Origin of the sequence: Streptomyces sp. 840.1 (assembly GCF_003751445.1) — a bacterium.
Taxonomy (GTDB): domain Bacteria; phylum Actinomycetota; class Actinomycetes; order Streptomycetales; family Streptomycetaceae; genus Streptomyces.
Map to the genome: position 1 here is coordinate 4,259,209 of NZ_RJUU01000001.1, position 25,857 is coordinate 4,285,065.

The 25,857-nt window shown below is 71.9% G+C and carries 24 protein-coding genes; 8 read left to right on the forward strand and 16 right to left on the reverse strand.

From position 1 onward, the window contains the following. Positions 1–36 precede the first annotated feature (36 nt). Positions 37–1,017, forward strand: coding sequence for a Ku protein (locus EDD93_RS19560; RefSeq protein ID WP_123526362.1), 981 nt, complete (start codon positions 37–39; stop codon positions 1,015–1,017). Positions 1,018–1,123: 106 nt separating this feature from the next. On the opposite strand, the gene EDD93_RS19565 is transcribed toward EDD93_RS19560, so the two are convergent. The 4 genes from EDD93_RS19565 to EDD93_RS19580 form a co-directional block, all read right to left on the reverse strand. Then, a complete protein-coding gene (locus EDD93_RS19565) occupies positions 1,124–1,906 on the reverse strand; it encodes a nucleotidyltransferase domain-containing protein (protein ID WP_123526363.1) in 783 nt (260 codons plus the stop codon). A gap of 61 nt (positions 1,907–1,967) precedes the next feature. Next, positions 1,968–2,534, reverse strand: coding sequence for a helix-turn-helix transcriptional regulator (locus tag EDD93_RS19570; RefSeq protein WP_260255784.1), 567 nt, complete (start codon positions 2,532–2,534; stop codon positions 1,968–1,970). 721 nt (positions 2,535–3,255) lie between these two features. Next, positions 3,256–3,633 (reverse strand): VOC family protein, encoded by a 378-nt coding sequence (locus EDD93_RS19575; protein WP_123526365.1) that lies wholly within the window; start codon positions 3,631–3,633, stop codon positions 3,256–3,258. A gap of 220 nt (positions 3,634–3,853) precedes the next feature. After that, positions 3,854–4,516: a ScbR family autoregulator-binding transcription factor gene (locus tag EDD93_RS19580; RefSeq protein ID WP_123526366.1), complete on the reverse strand. Its 663-nt coding sequence runs from the start codon at positions 4,514–4,516 to the stop codon at positions 3,854–3,856. A 254-nt stretch (positions 4,517–4,770) separates the two neighbouring features. Between EDD93_RS19580 and EDD93_RS19585 the strand changes: the two genes are divergently transcribed. Then, positions 4,771–5,703 carry a ScbA/BarX family gamma-butyrolactone biosynthesis protein gene (locus EDD93_RS19585; protein ID WP_260255785.1) on the forward strand — a complete coding sequence of 311 codons (933 nt, stop codon included), beginning with the start codon at positions 4,771–4,773 and terminating at the stop codon, positions 5,701–5,703. After that, a complete protein-coding gene (locus EDD93_RS19590) occupies positions 5,700–6,641 on the forward strand; it encodes an NAD(P)-dependent oxidoreductase (RefSeq protein WP_123526367.1) in 942 nt (313 codons plus the stop codon). The genes EDD93_RS19585 and EDD93_RS19590 overlap by 4 nt, the downstream gene beginning before the upstream one ends. A gap of 25 nt (positions 6,642–6,666) precedes the next feature. Here the strand turns inward: EDD93_RS19590 and EDD93_RS19595 are convergent, their stop codons facing one another. From EDD93_RS19595 to EDD93_RS19605, 3 genes are all read right to left on the reverse strand, one after another. Continuing rightward, positions 6,667–7,551: a PhzF family phenazine biosynthesis protein gene (locus tag EDD93_RS19595; protein WP_123526368.1), complete on the reverse strand. Its 885-nt coding sequence runs from the start codon at positions 7,549–7,551 to the stop codon at positions 6,667–6,669. 62 nt (positions 7,552–7,613) lie between these two features. Then, a complete protein-coding gene (locus tag EDD93_RS19600) occupies positions 7,614–8,081 on the reverse strand; it encodes a lamin tail domain-containing protein (protein ID WP_123526369.1) in 468 nt (155 codons plus the stop codon). A 163-nt stretch (positions 8,082–8,244) separates the two neighbouring features. Continuing rightward, positions 8,245–9,018, reverse strand: a complete 774-nt coding sequence (locus EDD93_RS19605) for an SDR family oxidoreductase (RefSeq protein WP_123526370.1) — start codon at positions 9,016–9,018, stop codon at positions 8,245–8,247. Between the two features lie 352 nt (positions 9,019–9,370). Here EDD93_RS19605 and EDD93_RS19610 point away from each other — a divergent pair, with 352 nt between their 5' ends. Next, positions 9,371–11,005 (forward strand): alkaline phosphatase, encoded by a 1,635-nt coding sequence (locus tag EDD93_RS19610; protein ID WP_123526371.1) that lies wholly within the window; start codon positions 9,371–9,373, stop codon positions 11,003–11,005. A gap of 60 nt (positions 11,006–11,065) precedes the next feature. Here EDD93_RS19610 and EDD93_RS19615 read toward each other — a convergent pair whose 3' ends face one another. Further along, positions 11,066–12,064 carry a Gfo/Idh/MocA family protein gene (locus EDD93_RS19615; RefSeq protein WP_185092380.1) on the reverse strand — a complete coding sequence of 333 codons (999 nt, stop codon included), beginning with the start codon at positions 12,062–12,064 and terminating at the stop codon, positions 11,066–11,068. Between the two features lie 78 nt (positions 12,065–12,142). Here EDD93_RS19615 and EDD93_RS19620 point away from each other — a divergent pair, with 78 nt between their 5' ends. Both EDD93_RS19620 and EDD93_RS19625 read left to right on the forward strand, forming a co-directional pair. Continuing rightward, positions 12,143–13,504, forward strand: coding sequence for a multidrug effflux MFS transporter (locus EDD93_RS19620; RefSeq protein WP_123526373.1), 1,362 nt, complete (start codon positions 12,143–12,145; stop codon positions 13,502–13,504). 82 nt (positions 13,505–13,586) lie between these two features. After that, positions 13,587–14,576, forward strand: a complete 990-nt coding sequence (locus EDD93_RS19625; protein WP_123527873.1) for a small ribosomal subunit Rsm22 family protein — start codon at positions 13,587–13,589, stop codon at positions 14,574–14,576. On the opposite strand, the gene ddaH is transcribed toward EDD93_RS19625, so the two are convergent. Further along, a complete protein-coding gene (ddaH, locus tag EDD93_RS19630; protein WP_398904199.1) occupies positions 14,573–15,469 on the reverse strand; it encodes a dimethylargininase in 897 nt (298 codons plus the stop codon). The two genes, EDD93_RS19625 and ddaH, sit on opposite strands and share 4 nt — an antisense overlap. Positions 15,470–15,744: 275 nt before the next feature. Here ddaH and EDD93_RS19635 point away from each other — a divergent pair, with 275 nt between their 5' ends. Then, positions 15,745–16,491, forward strand: coding sequence for a bifunctional DNA primase/polymerase (locus tag EDD93_RS19635; protein WP_123526375.1), 747 nt, complete (start codon positions 15,745–15,747; stop codon positions 16,489–16,491). Between the two features lie 163 nt (positions 16,492–16,654). Here the strand turns inward: EDD93_RS19635 and EDD93_RS19640 are convergent, their stop codons facing one another. The 7 genes from EDD93_RS19640 to EDD93_RS19670 all read right to left on the reverse strand — a co-directional run bounded on the left by EDD93_RS19640 (position 16,655) and on the right by EDD93_RS19670 (position 24,236). After that, on the reverse strand, positions 16,655–17,587 hold the full coding sequence (locus EDD93_RS19640) for a hypothetical protein (RefSeq protein ID WP_123526376.1): 933 nt from the start codon (positions 17,585–17,587) through the stop codon (positions 16,655–16,657). After that, complete coding sequence (efeU, locus tag EDD93_RS19645) at positions 17,520–18,491, reverse strand: iron uptake transporter permease EfeU (RefSeq protein ID WP_123526377.1); 972 nt, start codon at positions 18,489–18,491, stop codon at positions 17,520–17,522. The genes EDD93_RS19640 and efeU overlap by 68 nt, the downstream gene beginning before the upstream one ends. A 39-nt stretch (positions 18,492–18,530) precedes the next feature. Next, the gene (gene efeB, locus EDD93_RS19650) at positions 18,531–19,829 is read right to left on the reverse strand and encodes an iron uptake transporter deferrochelatase/peroxidase subunit (RefSeq protein WP_123526378.1); all 1,299 of its coding nucleotides are present in this window, start codon (positions 19,827–19,829) and stop codon (positions 18,531–18,533) included. Positions 19,830–19,852: 23 nt separating this feature from the next. Further along, the gene (gene efeO, locus EDD93_RS19655; protein WP_123526379.1) at positions 19,853–20,989 is read right to left on the reverse strand and encodes an iron uptake system protein EfeO; all 1,137 of its coding nucleotides are present in this window, start codon (positions 20,987–20,989) and stop codon (positions 19,853–19,855) included. Between the two features lie 189 nt (positions 20,990–21,178). Beyond that, positions 21,179–22,018 (reverse strand): heme ABC transporter ATP-binding protein, encoded by an 840-nt coding sequence (locus tag EDD93_RS19660; RefSeq protein WP_123526380.1) that lies wholly within the window; start codon positions 22,016–22,018, stop codon positions 21,179–21,181. Then, complete coding sequence (locus EDD93_RS19665) at positions 22,015–23,160, reverse strand: iron ABC transporter permease (protein ID WP_398904207.1); 1,146 nt, start codon at positions 23,158–23,160, stop codon at positions 22,015–22,017. Before EDD93_RS19665 ends, EDD93_RS19660 begins: the two co-directional genes overlap by 4 nt. Continuing rightward, positions 23,157–24,236, reverse strand: a complete 1,080-nt coding sequence (locus tag EDD93_RS19670; protein WP_123526381.1) for a hemin ABC transporter substrate-binding protein — start codon at positions 24,234–24,236, stop codon at positions 23,157–23,159. The genes EDD93_RS19665 and EDD93_RS19670 overlap by 4 nt, the downstream gene beginning before the upstream one ends. 132 nt (positions 24,237–24,368) lie before the next feature. Here EDD93_RS19670 and EDD93_RS19675 point away from each other — a divergent pair, with 132 nt between their 5' ends. After that, positions 24,369–25,787, forward strand: coding sequence for an HtaA domain-containing protein (locus EDD93_RS19675; RefSeq protein WP_123526382.1), 1,419 nt, complete (start codon positions 24,369–24,371; stop codon positions 25,785–25,787). Positions 25,788–25,857: the final 70 nt, after the last annotated feature.

A 25,857-nucleotide genomic window follows, 5' to 3' on the forward strand; every position in this document is an offset into this window, starting at 1 on the left:
ATCCGGCCCGCACCCGCCACGCGCCTGGAGGTACGGATGCCGCGACCCCTGTGGAGCGGAGCGATCAGTTTCGGCCTGGTCACGATCCCGGTCAAGATGATCAGCGCGACCGAGGACCACGCGATCCACTTCCACCAGTTCCATCTCTCGGACATGGGCCGGGTGCGCACCCGCAAGGTGTGCGACCTCGACGGCGAGGAGCTGTCGCAGGACGAGATCGGCAGGGGTTACGAGGTCGCGAAGGACGAGACCGTCCCGATCTCGGACGAGGAACTCGATCAGATGCCGCTGCCGACCGCGAAGGCGATCGAGATCGTCACGTTCGTCGACGCGGACAGCATCGACCCGGTCCGGATCGCCGACTCCTACTACCTGGCGATCGGCGGCCAGGTGGCGGCGAAGCCCTACACCCTGCTCCGGCAGGCGCTGGAGCGTTCCGAGAAGGTCGCCGTCGCCAAATTCGCCTGGCACGGGCGGGAGCGCCTCGGCATGCTCCAGGTCCGCGAGGAGGCGATCGTGCTGCACGTCATGCACTGGCCCGACGAGGTCCGCAGCCCGGAGTCCCTCGCGCCGAAGGACGTGGAGCTGGACGAGAACGAGATCGAGCAGGCCGTCCAGCTCACCGAGACCATGGCGGCCGACGACATCTCCGGCTTCCGGGATCACTACCGCGAAGCCCTGGAGCAGCTGATCGAGGCGAAGTCCGAGGGCAAGGAGGCTCCCGAGCCGGCCGAGGACGCGGAGCAGGAGTCCGGAAAGATCATGGACCTGATGGCGGCCCTGAACGCCTCCGTCGAGGCCGCGAAGGAGAGCCGGGGCGCGGACGGCAGGGACGCCACCGTGCACACCATGCGGCCGAGCAAGAAGGCCCCGGCCAAGAAGGCCCCGGCCAGGAAGACTCCGGCGAGGAAGACGGCGGCCGGCAAGTCGGCGGCGAAGAAGTCCGCGGCGAAGACGTCCCGGGCGAAGACGACGACGGCCGGGAAGACCGCCGCCGAGAAGCGCAGCGCGTCCTGACCCGGGGCCGGCCACGCACGCCGGCCGCACGCACCACGGGCGCACGCACGCCGGCCGCACGCACGCACGCCCGGCCGCACGCACCACGGCCCCGCGGGACCGGGACTCAGATCCCCGAGGCCGTACCCGTATCCGTCCCCGCATCCGTCCCGAGCGTGTTCAGGATGCCGTCCCGGAGGAAGGCACGTGCCCGCTCGCCCCGTCGGACGCGCTCCGCGTCGGTGAGCGGCAAGGGGTCCGCGTACCGGCGCTCGCGGATGTCCCGGACCAGGTCTGCGGGTGCGCCGAGGGCCAGCAGTTCCGTCAGGGCCTCGCCCTTCGTGATCAGCCTGCCGTCGCGCAGCGTGACCGAGGCGCGGGCCAGCACCAGCGGGCCGAGGTCCACCCAGATGTCCTGGAGCCAGAGCCGGGCCCTGTCGGTGGCCGGGAGCCAGTACTCCCTGAGGTCGCGCCGGATGTAGTCCTCCAGCTGCCCCGGGGCGAGCGGCGGGAGCAGCTGCCCGGGAGGCGGGCCGTGGAGGGTGAGTCCGCCGTCGAGTAGTTCCCGGCGGGTGACCGGGGTGACCGGGCGTTCCTGGATCGTCGCGTGCGCCCAGGTGACATGGTCCGTATCGGCGCCCGCCAGTGCTTCCGCCGGCATGTACGAGCAGTGCAGCTTCGCCGCCGCCGGTTCCTCGTCCAGGAGCCGCTGGTGGAGCCCGGCCAGCCGCTCCCGCTGCGCCGCGTCCGGCGGGCTCTCGACGACGGCGATGAGGTCGAGGTCGCTCCGCCCCTCCTGGAAGTCGCCGAGTGCCAGTGAGCCGTGCGCCCAGACGGCTGTCGTCGGCACCAACTGCCGTACGTCGGCGACGAACCGCTTGAGCACGTGATCCGTTGCGGTTGCTGTCATGGCCGGATTCTCGCAGTTCGCCCTGCCGGACGCGGTGGTTCCGTGTGGTTCACGGCCCGGGTCACGCCGCCGTGCCCGGCTCTCCGTTCAGCAGCGCCTCGCCCAGCGAGGTCCGCCGGTGCAGCACCTGGTGGCGCCGGCGGTGCGAACTGATCAGGCCCGCCTCACGCAGCACCGCCGTGTGCCGGCTCGCGCTCGCCGGGGCGAGGAACAGCTGGGCCGCGATCCCGCCGGTGGACATGGGCCGGTCCAGGACGTCGAGCACCTGCGCCCGGGTGTGGCCGAGCAGCCGGCCCAGGGAGTCGAGGGTGCCGGACAGCGGGCGGGACCGGTCGAACCAGCCCGGCGCGGGTGCCAGCGGCAGTACCAGGACCGGCGGCAGCCCGGGGTCCGCGAGCGTCACCGGCCAGCGGGTGCAGAAGAACGACGGGATCAGGTGCAACGGGCGCCCTTCGAGGGGGAGTTCCCAGTCGATCGGATACGCGCACTCCAGCGCCCCGTCCCGCCGGATCAGCTCCGACTGGTAGCTGGCCAGCAGCCCCTCGGCGCCCGAGGCGAGCGCCGCCTGCGAGCGGTGCGGCAGATCGGCCGCGACCTCGGCACGGATCGCGTCCTGGTAGGGCGCCACCGCGACACTGTGGAACCGTCGCAACGCCTCGCCCAGCCAGTGCAAGGCACCTGGGGCCTGTCGTCGAACTGCCGTCTGCCGTGCGGCGCCATGCACGCACTCTCGCCGCACCGGCCCCAGACCCCGGTACGTCCAGTACAGGGGCTGGGGGCCGGCACGCCGAGAGCACGCACCTGACGCCGCCCGGCCGCCCTTCGGGCGACGACGGCAGGTTGAAGACAGGCCCCAGGTCCCCCTCCGCGAGCCGGCGCACGGACGCGGGCATGCAGCGGTCCGGGTAGAGCCGCCCGAGCTCCCGTCCCAGTTGTGCGCGCGGCGTCGACAGCACCGTGTCGAGCCCGGCCTCCAGGCCGTTGTCGCGGTTGTCTTCGGTGCGCGGCGTGAGGAAGTCCGGGAAGTACTCCGCGTGCGGGCAGATCCGCATCAGCGCGGCCGCCGTCCCGGTCAGCCCCTTGTTGTCCAGGTCCGCACGCGCCTTGCGGCGCCACGGGTCGAAGACCAGCGCGCCGTGGCGGTTCTGCAACAGCTGCAGACTCAGCGCCGTCTCCCACAGCGGATGGACGGATTCGGCCAGCCGCAGCCGGGTGAGGTCTTCCGTTCCGAACTCGATACGCAGCATCTCATCCCCCGATGTCCCCATAGCTGCGCTGTCCACTATGGCAGGGGACGGCGGGGAGGACGAGACCGTCTCCGGTCACTCCCGCCGGGGCCCGTGACGCCGTCAGCGATGGCTCAGGACGTTGACGACACGGCCGCCTGGATCGCGTACGAAGAAGCGGCGCACGCCCCAGTCCTCGTCGTGCGGGCCGTAGACGATCTCCGCGCCCGCGCGTACCAGCGCCGCGTGTGCCGCGTCCACGTCCGTCACCTCCACGCTGACGTCCGGCGTGAGCGGTGCGGTCAGGTCGGCGCTCATGAAGCTGATCTGGGCGGCGGGCTGCGAGGGGGAGGCGAGGGTCATGATCCAGCCCTGGTTCATGACCTCCTCGAAGCCCAGCAGCCCGTAGAACGCGGCATTCGCCCGCATGGCGCCGGCCTCGCCATCGGGGGCCGTGCTCTCGGTGACGGGGATGTTGGGGACGACGCGGCGGACTGACATCGGCGGCTCCTGTCACGTGACTGACTCGGTGTCACCGACATTACGGGCCGGGCGGATGCGACGGTACGGGCCGCGCGCCCACGACGGGACGGGGCCACACGGAGGCGTCGGTCGGCATGTGTCGCGCGCACGCGCGGGGTGCGGCCGCGCCTCGGAGTCGTACCCCTCGTTCCGGACCGCTGGGTCTGCTTTGGGGCTTCCAAGCCGCGCGGTCCGGTGGTCAGTTGGAGGCGCCGGCCTGGGTCGGTACGGTTTCGAGGTGGCTGAGCAGACGTTCACCGCGATCTTCAGCCATATCCAAACTGGCCAGAATGGCCGGCGTCGAGATACTCGGCAGTACATAGTGCAGCAGGACCGAGATGCGCCGGCCGAGATCCTCGCGCTGGGACAGGACCTGCGACATCACCTGGATGCCCGAGAAGGATCCGGCCAGCATCTCCGCGGTCTCGCCCGGATCGACGTGCGGCAGCAGCTCGCCCTGGCTCTTCGCGGCCCGCAGCAGTTGTTCGAGCCGGTCTATCCAGGCACGGAACGGGGTGCCCCGGTCGAGCCCTTCCACGGCCTGGTCCATGGCCAGGCCCACACTGGCCCGGACCAGCGGTTCATGGCGCAGACGGTGGGCGAGGATCATCCCCTGGTCCACCAGTTCCTGGAGCTTGGTCAGCTGCGGCGGCAGCGGTGCGCTGTGCAGCTGTATGTCCATCACCCCGAGCGCGAGGTCCTCCTTCGAGGTGAAGTGGAAGTACAACGCGCCCTTGGTCGCCCCCGCCCGCGTGAGGATCTCGCTGATCGTCGCGCTGCTGTAGCCGCGTTCGTCGAACACCTCGGCGGCCGCCACCAGGATCGACCGGCGGGTCTGGATCGCGCGCGCCTGTTGTGCCATCAGCTTCTCTCTAGTGGTGGCGGGGGTGGTGTCACATGGGGTTGGCTGGAAAGTAAAACCGGGCTGTCAGTATCTTACTGCGGGGCGGCTCGGCTCTGTGACTCGGATCCTCCTGGGGGAACTTCATGGTTCAGATCACCTCAAGCGGCGTTTCGGTTTCGGTCGGGAGCGCCGGGGCCGGAAGGAACACCGGTCGCTCCGAGGCCCTGGGCGGAGTCCCGGACTCCGCCACCGCCGCCGGAATGGAGCAATCGGTGCGAAGAAGGAGCTCTTCCGAACACCTGAGACAGCTGGTCCACCGCCCCGATCCGCAGGACGTGTTCCCCACCGGGCTGACCCGGCTGACCGACTCCCAGTTCTCGGTGTCGGCCCACTGGCCGAGGGCGCACCGCTTCTTCTCCCCCGTCGGGGGCCACCAGGACCCGCTGCTCGTCGCGGAGACCATGCGGCAGACCACCATGCTGATCGCGCACTCCGAGTTCGGGGTGCCCCTCGGGGACGCGTTCGTGATGTGGGAGCTGCGGTACGTCTCCGACGCCGGGCGCCTCGTTCTGGGCGAGGACCCCTGGGACATCACGGTGGACGTGTCCTGCTCCCGGATACAGCGCCGCGGCCGGAGCCTCGGTTCCATGGAACTGGAACTCCTCCTGCACCGCCGGGGCACCGTGCTGGCCTCCGGCGGCGGGCGGATCAGCTGCACCTCGGCCAGGGCGTACCAACGGGTGCGAGGCCACCGCAGCGACATGCTCGACGCACGGATACCCCTCCTGCCCGCCGTCGCACCCCGGACCGTGGGCAGGACCTCCGAGCACGACGTCGTCCTGGCGCCCGCGGCCGCCCCCAGCACCTGGGCACTGCGGCTCGACACCGGGCACCCGACGCTGTTCAGCCATTCAAACGACCATGTGCCGGGCATCCTGCTGCTGGAGGCCGCCCGGCAGGCGGCGCAGGCCGCCTCGCCGGGCCGTGTCTTCCTCCCGACATCGATAGAGGCCGACTTCCTCCAGTACGTGGAACTCGACCGCCCCTGCTGGATCGACGCCCGGCCCGTCCCCGCCGTCGGCACCTCGCCCGCCGGGGTCCGCATACGGGCCGTCCAGGACGACGAACCCGCCTTCACCTGCACTCTCCGTACGCCGGATCTCCGTCAGACCGGCCTCAGCGACGTCCGGAGCCGCCGCTCATGACCACGCGCATCCTCATCACCGGGGCCACCGGATTCGTCGGCAGCCGGGTGGCCGCCGCCGCCCGCTCCACCCCCGGCGTCAGCCTGCGGCTGATGACGCACCGCACCGAGCTCGACGACCCGGCCATGACGGCCGACGGTCCGGGCTTCGAGACGGTGTACGGGGATCTGACCGATCCCGCGACGCTGCGCGGCAGTTGCGAGGGCGTCGACGCGGTGATCCACTGCGCCTCGCATGTCGGCTCGGGTGAACAGGCGGCCCGGACCGTCAACGACCTCGGCACCCGGGCCCTGGTCGACGAGGCCGTACGCAGCGACGTCGGCCGGATCGTCCAGCTGAGCACCGCGTCCGTCTACGGCCGGGGCCCCTTCACGGCGCTGCTCCCCGGAATGGCCGAACCGGCTCCCGCCTCGGCCGTCAGCCTGACCCGGGCCGCCGCCGAACAGCACGTGCTCGCGGCCGGCGGGGCCGTCCTGCGCCCGCACCTCGTGCACGGGGCGGGGGACCGGTGGGCGATCCCCGGACTGGTGGCCCTGTTGCGGTACCTGTCGGCCGGGCCGGTCGGCTGCGACGCCCGCCATTCGATGATCGACGTGGCGACGCTGGGCCGTGCGCTGCTCGGGGCCGCACTCTCCCCGAAGCAGCCGGCCGGCGTCTACCACGTGAACCATCCGGAGCCGGTGAGCTGCTCGGAGGTGCTGTCGACGGTCCTCACCGGACTCTCCCTGCCGTGGGCGAGCACGGAGATCGGACTGGACGAGGCCCGCGCCCGGCTGGCCGGTGTCCCGTACGCCAAGCACCACTTCGAGATGCTCACCGTCGACCACTGGTTCGCCGACGAGCGGGTCTGGGAGGACTTCGACTGTCCTCCCGGCCCGGACTTCCGTACGTCGTTCGCCGAACACGCCCCCTGGTACCGGGAGTTCCTCAGCCGCTGAGGCGTCGAGTCGCGTCGCTGGAGCCTCAGGCCCCGGCCGGTGCCGGAATCCTGGTGCCCGTCCCGCTGACCCGCACCCGCGTGTCGCCTGCCCGCAGGGTGACGGTGAGCGTGCCGGGCCGGCCCATGTCCTCACCCTGGTGGAGGGTCAGCGCGGCGGTGTCCGGGACCAGGGACAGGGCGCGCAGGTACGCGCCGAGGGCGGCGGCGGCCGCACCCGTCGCCGGGTCCTCGACCACACCGCCGACCGGGAACGGGTCGCGGACGTGGAAGACGGTGTCCGACGCGCGCCACACCAGCTGCAGGGTGGTCAGCTCCAGCCGGTGCATGAGCGATTCGACGCGTGCGAAGTCGTAGTCGAGGTCGGCCAGCCGCTCCCGGGTCGCGGCGGCCAGCACCAGGTGCCTGGCGCCCGCGTAGGCGATACGGGGCGGCAGGGCCGGGTCGAGATCGGCGGCCGGCCAGTCCAGTCCGGCCAGCGCCTCCGCCAGGTCCTCCGGGGAGACGTCCGTGATGTGGGGTTCCACGCTGGTCAGGGTGGCCCGCAGCTCGGCGCCCTCGCGGGCGACGGTGACCGGCACCCGGCCGGCGACGGTGGCGAACTCCAGGTCCCCGGGGCCGTCCCGCTCGGCGAGGGCCAGGGCCGCCGCGACGGTGGCGTGCCCGCAGAAGGGGACCTCGGCCTTCGGGCTGAAGTAGCGGATCGCGTAACCGCGCGCGCCCGGCGCCTCCGCCTCGGCCCGCCCGGTCAGGAAGGCCGACTCGCTGTAACCGAGCTCCGCCGCCACGGCGAGCATCTCCGACTCGTCCATACCGGACGCGTCGAGCACCACGCCGGCCGGATTGCCGCCGTCCGGGTCGGCGGAGAAGGCGGTGTAGCGCAGGATCGCGGAGTGCGAGATCTCATTCATGTGCCGCACAACCGCGTCGCGGTCCGGGGCATTCCCCCGGGCCCCGGACCGCGAGGACCGGCTCAGTGGCAGTTCTTGGTGCCCTTGCCCGACTTCGTCCAGGAGCAGGAGTCCAGCAGCTTGCCGCTCGGCTTGATCAGCCGCGCCTTGTCACCGGTGTTGTTCCAGACGTACGAACCGCGGTTCCAGTACACGTGGCCGGGGCTGGTCCTGCCCTTGCCGGTGTGGACCTTGACGGTCTTGCCCGGACTGACTTTGTAGCTGCCGAAGGTGTAGGTGTACCCGGTGTTGTCCTTCAGCTTGTAGCCCTTGAGCTGGAACTTCGACTTGGTGTTGTTGTGGATCTCGACCCACTCGGCGTTCAGCGAGGTGTTGGACCGGGTGTCCTTGCCGGGGCTGTCGTACTGGATCTTGCCGAGGTGCACCCCGCCCTGGTGCGAGGCGGCCGAGGCCGGTGCCGCGACGAGCAGCGAGCCGGCGAGGGCGGTGGCGGCCGCCAGGGCGAGGGGCACCGCGGTGCGTATGCGCATGCTGTGGTCCTTGTGTGTAGTTCTGGTGAAGAACGTTGAGCATAAGGGCAGCACGCGCTTGCCGGAGCGGCCGGGGCGCCTTTCCGGCGCACATCGGCCGTTCCGGTATGAAGGTTGGTCAGTTCTGGTCGTTCAAAGGCCTGTTCTGATCGTTCGGGGCGGGTCAGCCCCGTCCCACGTACGGCATGGCCGTCGCCAGCACCGTGGCGAACTGGACGTTCGCCTCCAGCGGCAGCTCCGCCATGTGGACCACGGTCCTCGCCACGTCCGCGGCCGCCATCACCGGCTCCACGGCCAGTTCGCCGTTGGCCTGGAGGATTCCGGTCCGCATGCGCTCGGTCATCTCGGTCGCCGCGTTGCCGATGTCGATCTGCCCGCAGGCGATCCGGTACGGGCGTCCGTCCAGCGACAGCGACTTCGTCAGTCCGGTCAGCGCGTGCTTGGTCGCCGTGTACGCCACCGAGTGCGGGCGCGGGGTGTGTGCCGAGACCGAGCCGTTGTTGATGATCCGGCCGCCCTGCGGGTCCTGCTCCTTCATCCGGCGGTACGCCGCCTGCGCGCACAGGAACGCCCCCGTGAGGTTCACGTCGACCACCGTGCGCCAGTCCTCGTAACCGAGGTCCTCGACCGGCACGCCGCCCGGACCGAAGGTGCCCGCGTTGTTGAAGAGCAGGTCGAGGCGGCCGAAGGACTCGTGCACCGAGGAGAACAGCGCGTCCACCTCCTCGGGGCGCGAGACATCGGTGGGGACGGTGATCACGCGGGCGTGCTCCCCGGCCAGTGCGGCGGTTTCGGTGAGCGGTTCGGGGCGGCGGCCCGCGAGCGCCACCGACCAGCCCGCGCCGGTCAGGGCGAGAGCCACCGCGCGGCCGATCCCGGAGCCCGCGCCCGTGACCACGGCCGTCTTCGTCGCGGAGTTCAACACTTTGTTGCTCATGGTGCGGCAGCGTACGCCCAGGGTCCGGGACCGTCGCGGAGCCCCCGTCCCTGCGCCCGGCGTTCCGGCCGGGTCGAACGGTGCGGCTCGAACGGTGCGGTTCAAACGGTGCCCCCGGATGGCGGGTTCGTGCTTCCGGGGGGTGATTCCGGCGCGGGTACCGGCGATTCCCGGGCCGTCCCGGCCGGAGTTAATGATCATGGTCCTGGCCGCATATGCGGAGTTTGCCCCTGGGGACCCATTCCTGCCGCATTCCTCATCCCGGCGACGCCCGCGCGACGCGGGCACGACAACCGCTGGATGTGCTGGACCGGTGGACTTCCCCTCACATCACCAGTCAGGGGAGGGACAGATGACGCACTCATCGCACCAGCAGGAGCAGGAGCTGCGCGACGCCGCCCGGCACACGGGCCGCCGCCGATTTCTCACCGCCACCGGTGCCGCCGCCGCACTCGCCTTCTCGGCCGGCCTGCCGGCAGCGGGCTCCGCGGCCGCCGCCGAGCTGGACGCCCGGCGGATCGACGAGGACCCCTTCACCCTCGGCGTCGCCTCCGGCGACCCGCTGCCCGACTCCGTCCTGCTGTGGACGAGGCTCGCGCCCCGCCCGTACGAGCCCGACAGCGGACTGCCCCGCGCCCGCGTCGAGGTGCGCTGGGAGCTGGCCCGCGACGAGCGCTTCACCCGGGTCGTGCGGCGCGGCTCCACCACCGCCCACCCCGAGTTCCACCACAGCGTCCACGTGGAGGTCCGGGGCCTGGACGCCGACCGCGTCCTCTACTACCGCTTCCGCGCCGGCACGTGGACCAGCCCGGTGGGCCGGACCCGCACCGCGCCCGCCCCCGGGGCCCGCAACAGCGAACTGCGGCTGGCCGCGGTCTCCTGCCAGGCCTACCACGACGGCTACTTCACCGCCTACAAGCACCTCGCCCAGGAGGACGTCGACGTCGTCTTCCACCTCGGGGACTACCTCTACGAGTACGCGGTCACCGCGACCGGCGGTGCCCGCAAGTACACCGACCGCACCCTGCCCGCCCTCTTCAACCGGGAGACGGCCACGCTGGAGGACTACCGGCTGCGGTACGCCCTCTACAAGTCCGACCCCGACCTGCGCGCCGCCCACGCCGCGCACCCCTTCGTCGTCACCTGGGACGACCACGAGACCGAGAACAACTACGCGGGGGACACCTCCGAGGACAACGTGCCGCCGGAGGAGTTCCTGATCCGCCGCGCCGCCGCCTACCGCGCGTACTGGGAGAACCAGCCGCTGCGCGCCCCGCAGCGGCCGACCGGCCCGGACATGAGGCTCTACCGGCGCCTGCAGTTCGGCCGGCTCGCCCAGTTCGACATCCTCGACACCCGCCAGTACCGCAGCGACCAGGCGTACGGCGACGGCTGGCAGACCTCCGGACCCGAGTCCGAGGACCCCGCACGCACCCTGCCCGGCTTCGCCCAGGAGCGCTGGCTGGTCGACGGCTGGCGCCGCTCGCGGGCCACCTGGAACGTCGTGCCGCAGCAGGTCACCTTCGCCCAGCGGCGCGACGTGCCGACCGACGCCTACAAGCTCTCCATGGACTCCTGGGACGGCTACCCGGCCTCCCGCGACCGGCTCCTCAAGGGCGCCGAGGCCGTCGGCGTGGACAACCTGATGGTCCTCACCGGCGACGTCCACGTCAGCTACGCCTTCGACCTGAAGCGGGACTTCGACGACCCCTCGTCCCGGACCGTCGGCACCGAGATCGTCACCACGTCCGTCACCAGCGGCAAGGACGGCTCCGAGAAGCCCTCCAACTGGAACAACCTGATGCAGGCCAACCCGCACCTGAAGTTCTACAACGGGCGCCGGGGCTACGTCGTCGTCACCCTCCAGGAGCGCCAGGCGCGGGCCGACTTCCGCACGGTGGCCGCCGTCACCAAGCCCGGCTCCCCGGTCACGACGGCCGGCTCGCTCGTCACGGAGGTGGGCAACCAGGGCCTCACCCCCGCCTGACGGGCGGAGGGCCAGGGTCTTTCGTTTGGATCGAGCCCGCCATGATCCAAACGAAAGACCCTAGAGCGCGTCCGCCGGGTAGCGGACGCCGATGCGGTCCCGTACCGCGTCGAGCGTCCGCATCACCGCGAGCGAGCCCTCCAGCGGCACCAGCGGGGACTGCGTCTCGCCCGCCCGGACCGCCCGCATCACCTCGGCCGCCTCGAACTGCATCCCCGACAGGCCCTGCGGCCCCGGCCCCGAGGCGACCTCCTCCGGCTCATGGCCCGCCCGGTGCAGCACGAAGCGCTGCGGGTAGAAGAAGCTGTCCGGGAAGTCGATGCGTCCGGCCGTCCCGATGACCGTCGCGGCCGTCGGGTGGTGCCCGACGATCGAGCAGGAGAGCAGGGCGGTGGCGCCCGAGTCCCAGCCCAGCAGCATCCCGGTGTTCAGGTCGACGCCCTCCGGCGACAGCAGCGCGTCCGCGTGCACCCGGTCCGGCTCACCGAGCAGCAGCTGCGCGAACGACACCGGGTAGACCCCGAGGTCCAGCAGCGCACCGCCGCCCAGCGCGGGATCGCGCAGCCGGTGCTCCGGGCCGAAGTCGCCCGGGAAGCCGAAGTCGGCCTGCACGGTGCGGATCTCGCCGATCGCCCCGTCCCGCACCAGCTCGGTCATCCGCCGGATGACCGGGTTGAGGTACGTCCACATGGCCTCCATCAGGAAGAGGCCGCGGTCGCGGGCGAGTTCCACCAGCTCCCGCGCCTCGCGCTCGTTGAGCGTGAACGCCTTCTCGCAGAGCACGTGCTTTCCGGCCTCCAGCGCGAGCCCGGCCGCCTCCCGGTGCGCGGAGTGCGGCGTGGCCACGTACACCACGTCGACCTCGTCGTCGGCGACGAGTTCGGCCCAGCTGCCGTAGGCCCTGGGTATCGCGAACCGTTCGGCGAACGCCTTCGCCGAGGTGTCCGTACGGGAGGCGACCGCCACCACCTCCGCATCGGGCATCGCCAGCAGGTCGGCGGTGAACGTCGCCGCGATACCACCGGTCGCCAGCACGCCCCAACGGACAGTCCTGCTCATGCACGCTCCCAAAAAGGTGTCGACCATTCCGGCTGAGCTGAGAGCATAGAGGCGGATTCAACAACAATGGAGATCAGAATGCCGGAGAGCGGCGTCAGCCGAGCCCAGCACGAACACATAACCGACACCGCCCCCGAGACCCGCGCCGGAACCGGCGTCGCGGCCCGGACCGGAACCGGGCTTCCCGGGGGGACCGTCACCTCTCCGCCCCGGCCGGCCGCCACGGCGGCGGCCCGGCGCACCGGACTTCTCGTCACCCTGGTACTCGGCGGCCTGACCGCGCTGCCGCCGCTGTCCATGGACATGTACCTCCCGGCGCTCCCCGCCGTCACCGACGCACTGCACGCACCCGCCTCGACCGTCCAGCTCACCCTCACCGCCTGCCTCACCGGCATGGCGCTGGGACAGGTCGTCGTCGGACCGATGAGCGACCGCTGGGGCAGGCGCCGCCCGCTGCTCCTCGGCATGATCATCTACGTCTTCGCCACCGCGCTCTGCGTGTTCGCCCCGACCGTCGAACTCCTCATCGGCTTCCGGCTGCTCCAGGGCCTCGCGGGCGCTGCGGGCATCGTCATCGCCCGTGCGGTCGTGCGTGACATGTACGACGGCATGGAGATGGCCAGGTTCTTCTCCACGCTGATGCTGATCTCCGGCGTCGCCCCGGTCATCGCCCCCGTCATCGGCGGACAGGTGCTGCGGCTCACGGACTGGCGGGGCATCTTCGCCGTCCTCACCGTGGTCGGCACCCTGCTCACCCTGGTCGTCTGGAGGTGGCTGCGGGAGACCCTGCCGCCCGGGGAACGCCACACCGGCGGCATCAAGGACGCGCTGCACACCATGCGCGGGCTGCTCGCCGACCGCGTCTTCACCGGCTACATGATCGCCGGCAGCCTCGCCTTCGCCGCCCTCTTCGCGTACGTGAGCGCCTCGCCGTTCGTCGTGCAGGAGATCTACGGCGCCTCGCCGCAGACCTTCAGCATGCTCTTCGGCATCAACTCGATCGGCCTGATCGTCGTGGGCCAGATCAACGGCAAGATCCTCGTCGGCCGGATCAGCCTCGACAAGGCGCTCGGCTTCGGGCTCTCCGTCATCGTGCTGGCCGCGACGGCGCTGCTGCTGATGACGTCCGGGGTCTTCGGCGATGTCGGACTCGTTCCGGTGGCGTCCGGACTCTTCGTCCTGATGTCCGCGATGGGGCTCGCGATGCCCAACACCAACGCGCAGGCCCTGATGCGGACCAAGCACGCCGCCGGGTCCGCATCCGCGCTGCTCGGCACGTCGTCGTTCCTGATCGGCGCCATCGCCTCGCCGCTCGTCGGTATCGCGGGCGAGGCGACGGCCGTACCGATGGCCGTCGTGCAGCTCGTGTGCGCGGCGGGCGCGATGGTCTGCTTCCTGGCGCTGTGCCGGCCCTGGCAGCAGGTGGCCGCGAGGCCGTGACGGCCGGCGGGCCCGGGGGAGGGCGGCGGTGACCGGCGGCGGGCCGGGCGGAGCGGGGCCGGGCTCCGCCTACACTTCCTCGGTGAACGACTCCCTCCCCACCGCGGACACCCTGCGCGCGGCACTGGCCGCACTCCTCGACGGGCTGCCGCCCCGACAGGCCGCCCAGGCCGTCGACCGGCTCATCGCCAACTACCGGGGGACCACTCCCACCGGCACCCCGCTGCTCCGCGACCGCTCGGACGTCGCCGCGTACGCCGCGTACCGGATGCCCGCCACCTTCGAAGCGGTACGGTCCGCCCTGCACGCCCTGCGCGAGGCCGCCCCGGACTGGGTGCCCGCCACCCACACCGACGTCGGCGGCGGCACCGGAGCGGCGAGCTGGGCGGTCGCCGGGGCCTGGGAGGGGCCCAGGACCACCGTGCTCGACTGGGCCGAGCCCGCGCTCGCCCTCGGCCGCGAACTGGCCGGCGCCTCCGGCACCCCGGCGCTGGAAGCCGTCGGCTGGCAGCGGGCCCGGATCGGCGAGGACCTCGAACTCGACGCCGCCGACCTGGTGACCGTCTCCTACGTGCTCAACGAGCTGACGCCGCAGGCCCGTACCGCGCTGGTGGACGCCGCGGGCCGGGCGGCGCAGGCCGTGGTGATCGTCGAACCCGGCACCCCCGACGGCTACGCCCGCGTCATCGAGGCCCGGGACCGGCTGACCGCCGCCGGGTTCACCGTCGCCGCGCCCTGCCCGCACAGCGACGCCTGCCCCATCGAGCCCGGCACGGACTGGTGCCACTTCTCGGTCCGGGTGAGCCGCTCCTCGCTGCACCGGAAGGTGAAGGGCGGCTCGCTGCCGTACGAGGACGAGAAGTTCAGCTACGTCGTCGCGACCCGGTTCGCCGTGGAGCCGGTGGCGGCCCGGGTCACGCGCCGCCCGCAGATCCGCAAGGGCCAGGTGCTGCTGGAGCTGTGCACCCGCGAGGAGGGCCTCCAGCGGGCCACGGTCACCAAGCGGCACGGCGAGCTGTACCGGGCCGCCCGGGACACCGACTGGGGCGACGCCTGGCCGCCCAACCCCTAGCCGCGCAGCTCCTGGGTGCAGCACTTCACGCTGCCGCCGCCCTTGAGCAGCTCGCTCAGGTCCATCGGCACCGGCTCGAAGCCGCGTGCCCGCAGCGGGTCGAACAGGCCCGTGGCGGCCTGCGGCAGCAGCACGTTGCGGCCGTCGCTCACCGCGTTCAGCCCGAGCGCGGCGGCGTCCGCCTCCTCGGCGATCAGCGCGTCGGGGAAGAGCCGGGCCAGCACCGCCCGGCTGCCCGGTGAGAAGGCGGCCGGGTAGTACATGATCTCGTCGGCCGCCTCGTCGAGCACGCTCAGTGCCGTGTCCAGGTGGTAGTAGCGCGGATCGACCAGGTCGAGGCCGATCACCGGCCGCCCGAAGAACTCCTGGGCCTCGTCGTGCGAGAGCGGACTGGACCGGAAACCGCGCCCGGCCAGCAGGTACGAGGACGTCACCGCGAAGTCGCCCTCGCCCTCGTTGACGTGGTCGGGCTCGTGGATCTCCGCGAAGCCGTGCTCGCTGAACCAGTCGCGGTGGGCGGCCGCCTCGGCGAACCTTTCCTGGTACGCGAACCGGGCGCCCAGCACCCGGCCGTCGACCACGGTGGCCCCGTTCGCGGCGAAGACCATGTCGGGCAGCTCGGGGTGGGGCGTGAGCAGCTCGACGGTGTGGCCGAGGGCGCGGTAGCGGTCGCGCAGGTCCTCCCACTGGGTCTGCGCCAGCGGGAGGTCCACCGGCTTGGTGGGGTCCATCCACGGGTTGATGGAGTAGGTCACCCTGAAGTGGGCCGGGGCGCACATCAGGTAGCGGCGGGGTGTGGCTTCACGAGGCAACGAGGGCTCCTCACGAATCGTCGCGGCGGCATTGGTGGCCGCTGCGGCCGGTGCGTCGCACGGGTGTGTGCGTGTGCCCATGGTGCGCCGTCCGGGCCCCGTCGCACAGTGAACCGATCGGGTGGTTCCCGAGGAGTACCGGCCCGCAGATCACCCCGGAAGGCCTTGTCGCCATGCTCACCCACGACCGGCTGCTGGGGGCTCTGCCCCTGAACCGCATCCGTCATTTCATGACAAGAGGTGTGATAGTGCTCACCCCGTGTCGCTGATCCGCGCACCCCGCTTCCGGAGTCTGGCCACCCGAGGCGCAGGATGGTGGGACGATGGGCAGGGGCAACGCAGAGGTAAGGGGATAGATGGGCGCCGATTTCGGCCGTAGTCGCGGCTCAGAGAGCAAGTTTTCCCACTGGCTGCGCCGACGACCCAAACCGCAGCAGAGCGAGGTCGACGACACCGCACGGGAGGCACTGCTCCTGGCTGTCGCCGAGGCCGGAATGCCGATCGCACCCGCGGCCCATCCGGTGGGATACCGATGTTCCTGCGAACGCATGGGCTGTCCCACCCCCGCCAGGCACCCGATCTCGTTCGCCTGGCAGACGCAGTCCACCACCGACCGGTCGCAGATCGAGCGCTGGGCCGCCAGCCAGCCGCAGGCGAACTTCATCACGGCGACCGGCATGATCCACGACGTGCTCGACGTCCCGCTGTCGGCGGGTGAGCAGGCGCTGGAACGGCTGCTCGCCGCCGAGATCGAGGTGGGCCCGGTGGCCCGGTCCGGCGACGACCGGATGCTCTTCTTCACGGCGACGCGGGGCACGCCGGAGGACGAGGACGAGTGGTGGCCGTGCGAGCTGGACTGCCACCCCGAGACGATGGACGAGCACCCCGGGCTGCGCTGGCACTGCCGCGGCAGCTACGTGCTCCTGCCGCCGGCGCGGCTGCCGGGCGAGCTGGACGTGCGGTGGGTGCGGGGGCCGGAGAATCCGCTGCCGGACCCGTTGACACTGCTGGAGACGTTGACGGACGCGTGCGCGAGGTTCGTGGGGTCGGCGGAGCAGAGCGATGTCGATCACGAGTCCGTGGCGTGGCCGCTCAGCCGCTAGGCGGGTGAGCGGCTGGGCCGGGGGCGGCCCGGGGGCCGGTTCCGTCCTCAAGCGCCGGACGGGCTGAAAGGACGCCCTCAAGCGCCGGGCGGGCTTGGTTTTGGCCGGGCTGATAGGACGCCCTCAAGCGCCGGGCGGGCTTGATCTGGCTCTTGTCAGGAGCTCAGGAGCCCTTGGCCGAGGTCAGGCCCGGGAGGCGGTTCAGTACGGTTACCTTGCCCGTGCCGGCGCCCTTCTTCGGGACGTAGGCCAGCTGGCTGGAGACCCGCTCCTTCGTGAGGGTGCTCTTCACCTCGCCGGACAGCAGCGCCTGGACGTCCGGGCTGACCGTCGGGCGCAGGCCCTTCGCCGCGGTCTGGCGTTCGAAGTGCTTGCTGCTGAAGAAGACCAGCGCCCCGCCGTCCTCGGTCTCCAGGCCGAGCGGTCCGAACGCGCCGCTGACCAGCGGCTGGTCGATGTACTGGTACGAGAAACCGGCCCGCCGGGTGTTCTGGCGCGTGGTGCGCCAGAGCGAGGTGGAGGCGCCGGGGGAGAAGACGTCCGGGGCGCCCTTCTGCAGGTAGCCCGTGTACTGCCTGCTCAACTCCTGCGGGGCGACCGCCAGTTGGGTGCTGTCCGCCGGGACCGGCTTGGCCCGGCCGTCGTCGTCCTTCGCGAACCCGGGCAGCCGCGACGGGGCGACGACCGACAGGTAGACGGCCTTCCACCCCGCGTCGGGGCCGGACCTGGTGAAGACGACCAGCCAGCGGGTGTCCAGCTTGCCGCTGTCCTGGTCCCGGTTGGAGTCGGTGTTCGCGACGAACCACCTCGGCCAGCCCGCCTTCTTGGGGATGACGTAGTTCGCGTCGGTCAGCTCCAGCGGCCGGTGGTTCGCGTTGCCGGCCGGGCTGTTCTTGTGCCGGGCCGTCAGGCCCGCCTGGTTGATCGCCCCGAGCGAGCCGCCGATCTCGTCGGCGTCCAGCGCCGGATCGTAGGCCTTGTCCGCCGCGTTGTACGCGGCGGTGAAGGTCTTCAGGGCCTGCGCGGCCTCAGACTCCGTCGCCGCCGGCACGACTTCCAGCTCGCCGTGCACCGTCACGCATCCGCTCGCCGTCATGCTCAGCACCGTCGCCGCCGCGAGCCCCGTCGCCAGCCGAACCGGCCTCAGACTTCTCATCCGTTGCTTTCTGCGCCTTCTGATCCGTCGCCCCCACTGACCGTGCGAACCCTACCGGGGCGAGGAAGAGCGCGAGCGTGGGGATCAGGTACAGCGCCCACACCGTGATCTGGAGAACCGTCGGATCGGGCTGGAAGTTGAAGGTGCCCTTCAGCAGCGTGCCGTACCAGCTGTCCGGCGGGATCGTGGCGCTGATGTCGAACGCCCGGTTCTGCAGACCGCCCAGGAACTCGGCCTCCTGCAGGTCGTGCACCCCGTAGGCGAGGACGCCCGCCGCGACGACCACCAGCATGCCGCCGGTCCAGGTGAAGAACTTCGCCAGGTTGATCTTCAGCGCGCCCCGGTAGAACAGCCACCCCAGCACCACGGCGGCGGCGATGCCCAGCACCGCGCCGATCATCGGATGCCAGCCGTCGTCCGCCGCGTGCACCGCGCGCCACACGAACAGCGAGGTCTCAAGTCCCTCCCGGCCCACCGCGAGCAGCGCCGTGGCGACGAGGGCGCCGGTGCCCATCGCGAGCGCCGCGTCGAGCTTGCCGTGCAGCTCCGCCTTCAGGTGCCGGGCGGTGCGCCGCATCCAGAAGACCATCCAGGTGACCAGGCCGACCGAGAGGATCGACAGCGAGCCGCCGAGCGCCTCCTGCGCCTTGAACGTCATCTCCTGGGAGCCGAATTCGAGCCCCGCGCCGAACGCCAGGCTGACGACGACCGCGATGCCGACGCCGACCCAGATGGGCTTCAGCCTGTTCCGGTTTCCGGTCTTCACCAGGTAGGCGATGAGAATGCAGACGACCAGGCTGGCCTCAAGGCCCTCGCGCAGGCCGATCAGGAAGTTACTGAACACGATTCGGGTCCCTTTCCGCTTCGGGGTACTTGAGAACGACTACGAGAACAGCGTCCGGCCCCACCAGTCGTCCTTGTCGCGGACGCCCGGCGGGACGGCGAAGTGCGCCGAACCCACGTGCTGGATGTACTCGTTGAGCGCGTCGTGCGCCGCCAGGCGGCGCTGGAGCGGCACGAACGCCTCCCGGGTGTCGCGTTGGTACGCCAGGAAGAACAGCCCGGCGTCGAGACGGCCCAGACCGTCCGTCCCGTCGGTGAAGGAGTAGCCGCGCCGCAGGATCGTCGCCCCTGCGTTGCTGTCGGGGTGCGCGAGCCGTACGTGGGCGGTCGGCAGCATCGCCTTCAGGAACGGCTCGTCGCGCTCCTTGGCCTTGCCGACCGGGGCGCCCTCGCCCTTGTCGCGGCCGAAGACGTCCTCCTGCTCCTGGAGCGGGGCGCGGTCCCAGGTCTCGATGTGCATCCGGATGCGCCGGGCCACCAGATAGGAGCCCCCGGTCATCCAGCCCGCCCGGTCCTTCCCGCCGACCCAGACGTGCTTGTCCAGGGCGGCGGTGTCGGTGCCGGAGATGTTCCGGGTGCCGTCCTTGAAGCCCATCATGTTGCGGGGGGTCTGGGCGCCGGGCGTCGTGGACGACGTCTTGCCGAAGCCCAGCTGGGACCAGCGGATCGCGGTGCGGCCCATGCCGATCCTTGCCAGGTTGCGGATGGCGTGCACCGCCACCTGCGGGTCGTCCGCGCAGGCCTGGACGCACAGATCGCCGCCGCTGCGGGCCGCGTCGAGGTTGTCGCCGGGGAACTTCGGCAGATCGACGAGCGCGTCGGGCCGCCTGTCCTCCAGGCCGAAGCGCCCCTTGGCGAACAGCGTGGGGCCGAAGCCGATGGTCAGCGTCAGCCGGGACGGCTTGAGGCCCAGCGCCTCGCCCGTGTCGTCCGGCGGGGCCTCCGCCAGACCCCCGTACGCACCGTCGCCGACCGCGTGCCCGGCCGTCATCCGCTCGGCGGCCCGGGTCCACTCCTTGAGCAGCGCGACGAGTTCGGCCCGGTCCTTCGTGGTCACGTCGAACGCGGCGAAGTGCAGCCGGTCCTGGACGGCGGTGGCGATCCCGGCCTGGTGCGCACCGTGGAACGGCACCGCCGCCCCGCTGTCCGCGGCCGGGACCGGTGCGTCGTCGGAGCGGACCGCGGCGACCGCGCCGCCGGCCGCCACCGCGCCGAGCGCGAGTCCGGCGCCGCCCCAGCCGAGCAGCGCCCGCCGTGAGGGGGCGCCGCCGGGGCCCGGGGTGGCCGGGGACCCGGGGTCCGGGCTCTCGCCGGCCGTGTTCTGCGTGTCCTCGGACATGCCCGGAGCCTTTCTGTGCCTCGTTACTTGGTGACCGCGGCGGCGAGCCTGGAGAGCGGCTCGGCCAGTGCGTTGACCGCGTCGGACAGGTCCTTGCGGTCCGCCTTGCCGACCTTCTCGTACGAGGTGAACTCGTAGGACGTCTTGTCCTTGCGGTAGGTGTCCAGCAGCTTGTTCAGCTCCGCGAACCGCTTGTCCAGGGTGGCCGACAGGGCCGCGTCGTTCTTCGAGGCGATCGGCTTCAGCAGCTCGTAGGACTTCTCGGCACCCTCGACGTTGGCCTTGAAGTCGATCAGGTCGGTGTGGCTGTAGCGCTCCTCCTCGCCGGTGACCTTGCCGGTCGCGACCTCGTCGAGGAGTTCCTTGGCGCCGTTGGCCATCGAGGTCGGGGTGATCTCCGCCGTGCCGACGCGCTTCTGCCAGTCGAGCAGGTCCTTCTGGAGGGCCGGGGCGAGTGCCTTCTCCTCGGCGCCCAGCTTCTTGTCCTGCCACAGCGCCTTCTCCAGGCGGTGCCAGCCGGTCCACTTCTGGCCGTCCTCCAGGCCGTCCGCGCGGACGTCGACCTTCGGGTCGATGTCACCGAAGGACTCCGCGACGGGCTCGGTCCGCTCCCAGCCGAGCCGGGATTCGGCGTACGCCTTCTTGGCGGCCTCGATGTCCCCGGCGGCGACCGCGTCCGTGAAGACCTTCGCCTTGGGCAGCGTCGCGTCGGCCTGGTCCTGGACGTAGGTGCGGTAGGCGGCGACGGCCTTGTCCATCTCGGGGCTGCGCTTGGCCGCGCTGCCCCCGCTGATCTCCAGCTTCTGCCGGATGCCGTGGCCCTTCATGCCGGGCTTGCAGGCGATCTCGTACGAACCGGCCTTGATCTCCGCCGTGATGGTGGCCTTGGTGCCGGGGCCGATGTTCTCGCGCTCGGCGACGATGCGGTCGTCCGGGAACAGGACGTAGACCTCGGTGACCTTGGATCCCTTGTTCTGGACGGCCAGTTCGACGTGACCGGCCGGCAGCTTCGTCTTCGACACCTCGCAGGAGTCGTCCTTCGCGACGACCTGCACGGCGCCGTCCCCCTTGCCGTCGCTCTTCTCGGCGCAGCCCGTGACAGCGGTCAGGGCGGCCACGGTGGCGGCAGCGGTGACGACGGAGAGACGAACGGCTCGCATACGGGCTCCACATGAGGATGAAGGAAGAAGACAGAGGGACGGACCGGGACAGGTGAGGCGGACCTAACTTAACCGACCCTTACCTGACCGATACCCACCCGCGCAGTGATTCAGCTCTCACCGCGCCCGCAGGGGAACGGGGGGATCACGACCGACCCATGGGCGAGCCCGGACGAGGTAAAGAGCTGGTCAAGCGCTCCGGTCGGGCACCACGAGCGGCGCCCCGGTGCGCGGATGCGGGAACACCTCGACCGGCTGCCGGTAGACCTCGCCGAGCAACGCACCCGTGAACACCTCGGCGGGCGGCCCCACCACCGCGATCCGCCCGTCGTGCAGCACGGCGGCCCGGTCCGCGTACGCGGCGGCCAGCCCCAGATCGTGCAGGACCACCACCACCGCGTCACCGGCGGCGGCCCGCTCCTGGCAGATCCGCAGCACGAGTTCCTGGTGGCGCAGGTCCAGCGCCGCGGTCGGCTCGTCGAGCAGCAGCAGCGGGGCGCGCTGCGCCAGCACCCGGGCCAGCGCGACCCGGGCCCGCTCGCCGCCGGACAGTGCGGAGAAGGGGCGTGCGGCGAACTCGGTGACCTCGGTGGCCGCCATCGCCGCCCGGACCGCCGGACCGTCCTCGTCCTCGCGCTCCGTACCGGCCCAGGGCGCCCGCCCCATCCGTACGACGTCCGCCACCGGGAACGGGAAGGAGAGCGCGGCGGACTGCGGCAGCACCGCGCGGCGCAGGGCGAGTTCCGGCGCGGACCACTCGCCCACCGGCCGCCCGTCGATCCGTACCGTGCCGCTCCCGGCGGGCAGGTCCGCGGCGAGCGCGGCCAGCAGCGTCGACTTCCCGGCCCCGTTCGGGCCGACGAGCGCCAGCACCTCGCCCGCGTGCACCGTCAGCCCGACGGAGTCGAGCACCTGGCGCCCGCCCAGCCGGACCCGCAGCCCGCTCACCTCCGCGACCGGGGCGCCGGGGGCGACCGGGGCGGGCAGCAGCCGGTCGCGCACCGCGAAGAGGTTCCGCAGCGATCTCATGCCCAACCACCTTGCTTGCGACGGGTCCTGCGCAGCAGCCAGAAGAAGAACGGGCTGCCGATGAGCGCGGTCAGCACGCCGAGCGGCAGCTCGGCCGGGTCCGCGACGGTACGGGCCGCGAGATCGCCCGCGACCAGCACCAGCGCACCGCCGAGCGCACTGCCGGGGACCAGGAAACGGTGGCCGGGGCCGTTCGCCATCCGCAGCAGATGCGGCACCAGCAGCCCCACGAACGAGATGATCCCGGCGACCGCCACCGCGGCGGCGGTCAGCAGCGCCACGACCAGCACCAGCACCACCCGGAGCCGCTCCACATCGACGCCCAGGTGCCGGGCGGGCCGTTCACCGAGCGCCAGCAGGTCCAGCTTGCGGGCGTAGAACGGTGCGAGGAGCAGTCCGAGCGCCGCGCACGGCAGCACGGCCAGCACCTTCGGCCAGGTGGCCTGGGCCAGTGAGCCGAGCTGCCAGAAGGTGATCTGGCTGATCTGCGCGTTGTCCGCGAAGAAGATGAACAGCCCGATCAGCGCGCCCGCGAAGGCGTTGACGGCGATGCCCGTGAGGATCAGCGTCACCACCTCCGTCCGGCCGCCCGACCGCGACAGCGCGTAGACGAGCAGCACGGTCAGCAGACCGGCGACGAACGCGCAGACGGTGATGGTCCAGTTGCCGAAGAAGCTCAGTCCCAGCGCGATCGAGGCGACCGCGCCGACCGCCGCGCCCGCCGAGATCCCGATGACGCCCGGCTCCGCGAGCGGATTGCCGAACACCCCCTGCATCAGGGCGCCCGCGCAGCCGAGGGAGGCGCCGACCAGCAGTGCCAGGACGACCCTGGGCAGCCGGACGTTCCACAGGACGCTCTCCCCGACCCGGTCCAGCGCGTGTCCGCCGAGTCCGACGCGGTGCTGTACGGAGGCGAGGACGTCACCGAGCGGAATGTTGTACGCGCCGAGCCCGGCAGAGAGCAGGGAGCACAGGACCAGGGCCGCGAGCAGCCCGACGGTGAGTGTGAGGGCGGTGGAGCGCCGGGCCCCCGGCGGCGGGGCGGGGGCCGCCCCGGTGCCGGGCAGACCGGCACCGGCACCGGTATCGGTACTGGCATCGGCGCCGGTCCGCCCGGTGTGCTCCCGGTAGGAGGTGGTCACTTGGCCGCCCCGTCCTTCGGGTGGAGCTGGGCGACGAGTTCGCTCAGCACCCGGTCGGTGCGCGGCCCGTAGTTCAGCAGCACCCCGTCGTCGATGGAGAGGATGCGGCGGTCCATGCCGGCCGGGGTCTCCGCGACGCCCGGGATCTTCACCAGGCCGTCGACACCGCCGACCGATTCGAGGCCCTTCGTCATCACCAGGATCGCGTCGGGAGCCGCCTTGGCCAGGGCCTCGCTGGTGATGGCGGTGAAGTCCTTCCTCAGTCCGGACGCCTTGCCCGCGTCGACCGCGCCGGCCGCTTCGAGCAGCGAACTCGCGCCGGACTCACGGCCCCCCAGCAGATAGACGGAGGCGGAGCCGCGCAGGTAGAGGAAGGCGACCCGGGGCTTCTCCGCCCCGCCGGCCGGTGCGGGCACGGACTTGCGGACGGCGTCGATCCGGTCCTGGGTGCGCTGTCTGAGCTCGTCGCCCGACTTCGGTACGCCCAGGGCCGCCGCGACCGTCTCGATCCGGCGGCCGACGTCGGCGAGTTCCGTGGCCGGGTCGACGACCACGAGCGGGATCCCGGCGTCGCGGATCTGGCCGATGGCCTCGGCCGGGCCGGTCGTGGTGTCCGCGAGGACGACGGTGGGCCGCAGGGACAGCACGCTCTCGGCCGACACGTCGTGGGCGCGGGTCACCACCGGGAGCTTCCCGGCCTGTTCGAAGGTGGCGGTGATGTCGCGGGCCACCACCTGCTTCCCGAGGCCGAGGGTGAAGACGATCTCACTCAGGCTGCCGGTCAGCGGCACGATCCGGTCGGCGGAGGTGATCGTGGTCCGCTTCCCGTCCGCCGACGTCACGGTGACGGGCAGGCGGGGTGCGGGCGTGGTCGTCAGCGGCTCGATCCGGTCGGCGTCGGCGGCCGCGCCGGTTCCGGTGCCCGCCGCCTTCGCCGCCGGAGCCGCCGGCCCCCCGCAGCCGGCCAGCAGCAGAGCGGTCGCCAGGGATAGCGCGGCCGTGACGAGCGCGGTGCGCCGCCGCCCGGGTCTCCCGGTGTCCCGGCCCGGCGGGGCGAAGTCCTGCGAGAAGCGCACTGGGCACCGTCCTGTCGTTCTGCGGCGTGCAGTTGGGAGTGGAATGCGAGGAATGTGACGGAAGGAGTACCGGCACACAGTGTTCTTAGCTTAGGTTAGCCTTACCTTATCTTCTAGACCTCGGAGGGGTTCATGCCGCCGTTCAGACCTGCCCGCGCGCTCGTCGTCGCGCTTCTCGCGGTACTGCTGGGAGCCCTGCTCCCGGCCACCGCCGCGCAAGCGGCGAGCCGGACGGTGCAGGGCGGCCGGCTCGACTGGGGGATCAAGTCCTCCTTCCAGAGTTACGTCACGGGCCCCATCGCCCAGGGCAGTTGGAACCTGACCGGCGGCGCGGCCACGGTCGGCGGCAGCCAGTTCCGCTTCCACTCCGCCACCGGCTCCTACGACCCGGCGGGCGGCGCCCTCACCGCCGGCTTCTCGGGCGGTGTCCACTTCACAGGCCACCGGAAGCCCGACGGCTCCAACGAGCTGGACCTCACGATCAGCCGCCCGGCCGTCCGCATCCAGGGCGGCGCCGGCACCCTGTACGCGGACATGGTCAGCAAGGACCGGGGGACCGGCCGGGTCACTTCCGCCGCCCAGGTGCCCCTGGCCACGCTCGGCCTCTCCGGGATCGACATGCGGGGCGGCTCCACCCCCGTCGCCCTCAACAACGTCCCGGCGACGCTGACTTCGCAGGGCGCGCGGTCCTTCGCCGGCTACTACACGGCCGGTACGCCGCTGGACCGGGTCAGCCTCTCCGTGGACACCTCGGCCCCGGCCGGGAAGCCCGCCGCGTCCGAGCCCCCCGAGAAGCCCGCCGGCGCGAAGCCGAAGGAGCAGGCGGCGGGCCGGATCGAGGACGCCGCCGTGGACTGGGGCGTGCGCCGCACCTTCCGGGAGTACGTCACCGGCTCGATCGGCCAGGGCAAGTGGACCCTGGCCGGGGGCGCCCAGGACGGCGGAGCGCTCTTCCGCTTCCCGAAGGGGCAGGGCACGTACGACGCGAAGGCGCGGAACCTGACCGCCGCGTTCGCGGGGAGCGTCCGCTTCACCGGGGCGAACGGCCTCGATCTGACGCTCTCCCGGTTCACGGTGGGGCTGAAGGCGGGCCGGGGCACGCTCAGTGCCGACGTCCGGACCGGGGGCGACACCGTGAAGGCCGTGCCGCTCATCACCTTCACCGCCGGGGACTTCGCGCCGGAGAACGGCCTCGCGGTCCTCACCGAGGCCCCCGCGAAGCTGACCGCCGACGGCGCCAGGGCCTTCGGCTCCCTCTACAGGGCGGGCACCGCGATGGACCCCGTCTCGCTCGCCGTTGCCGTGGACGCGAAGGCGAAGCTGCCCGCCCTCCCCGACCTGGGCAGCGACCCGGCCCCCGCCGCGCAGCCGTCGGACACCCCCGGGCCGAGGACCACCGCCGCCACGGCGCCCGTGGCCTCGGTGACGGACGAGGGCTCATCGACCGGGCTGTACCTGACCCTCGGCGGCATCGCCGTGCTCGTCGCGGCGGCGGGCGGCGTGCTGTTCCTGGTGCGCCGCAACCGCTCCACGCCGGGCGCCCCCTCCTGACCCCGGACCTCCCCGTCCCCCCACGCACCACATTCCACCCGCTCCACCCCCGTCCCCGCCCACCCCCGTT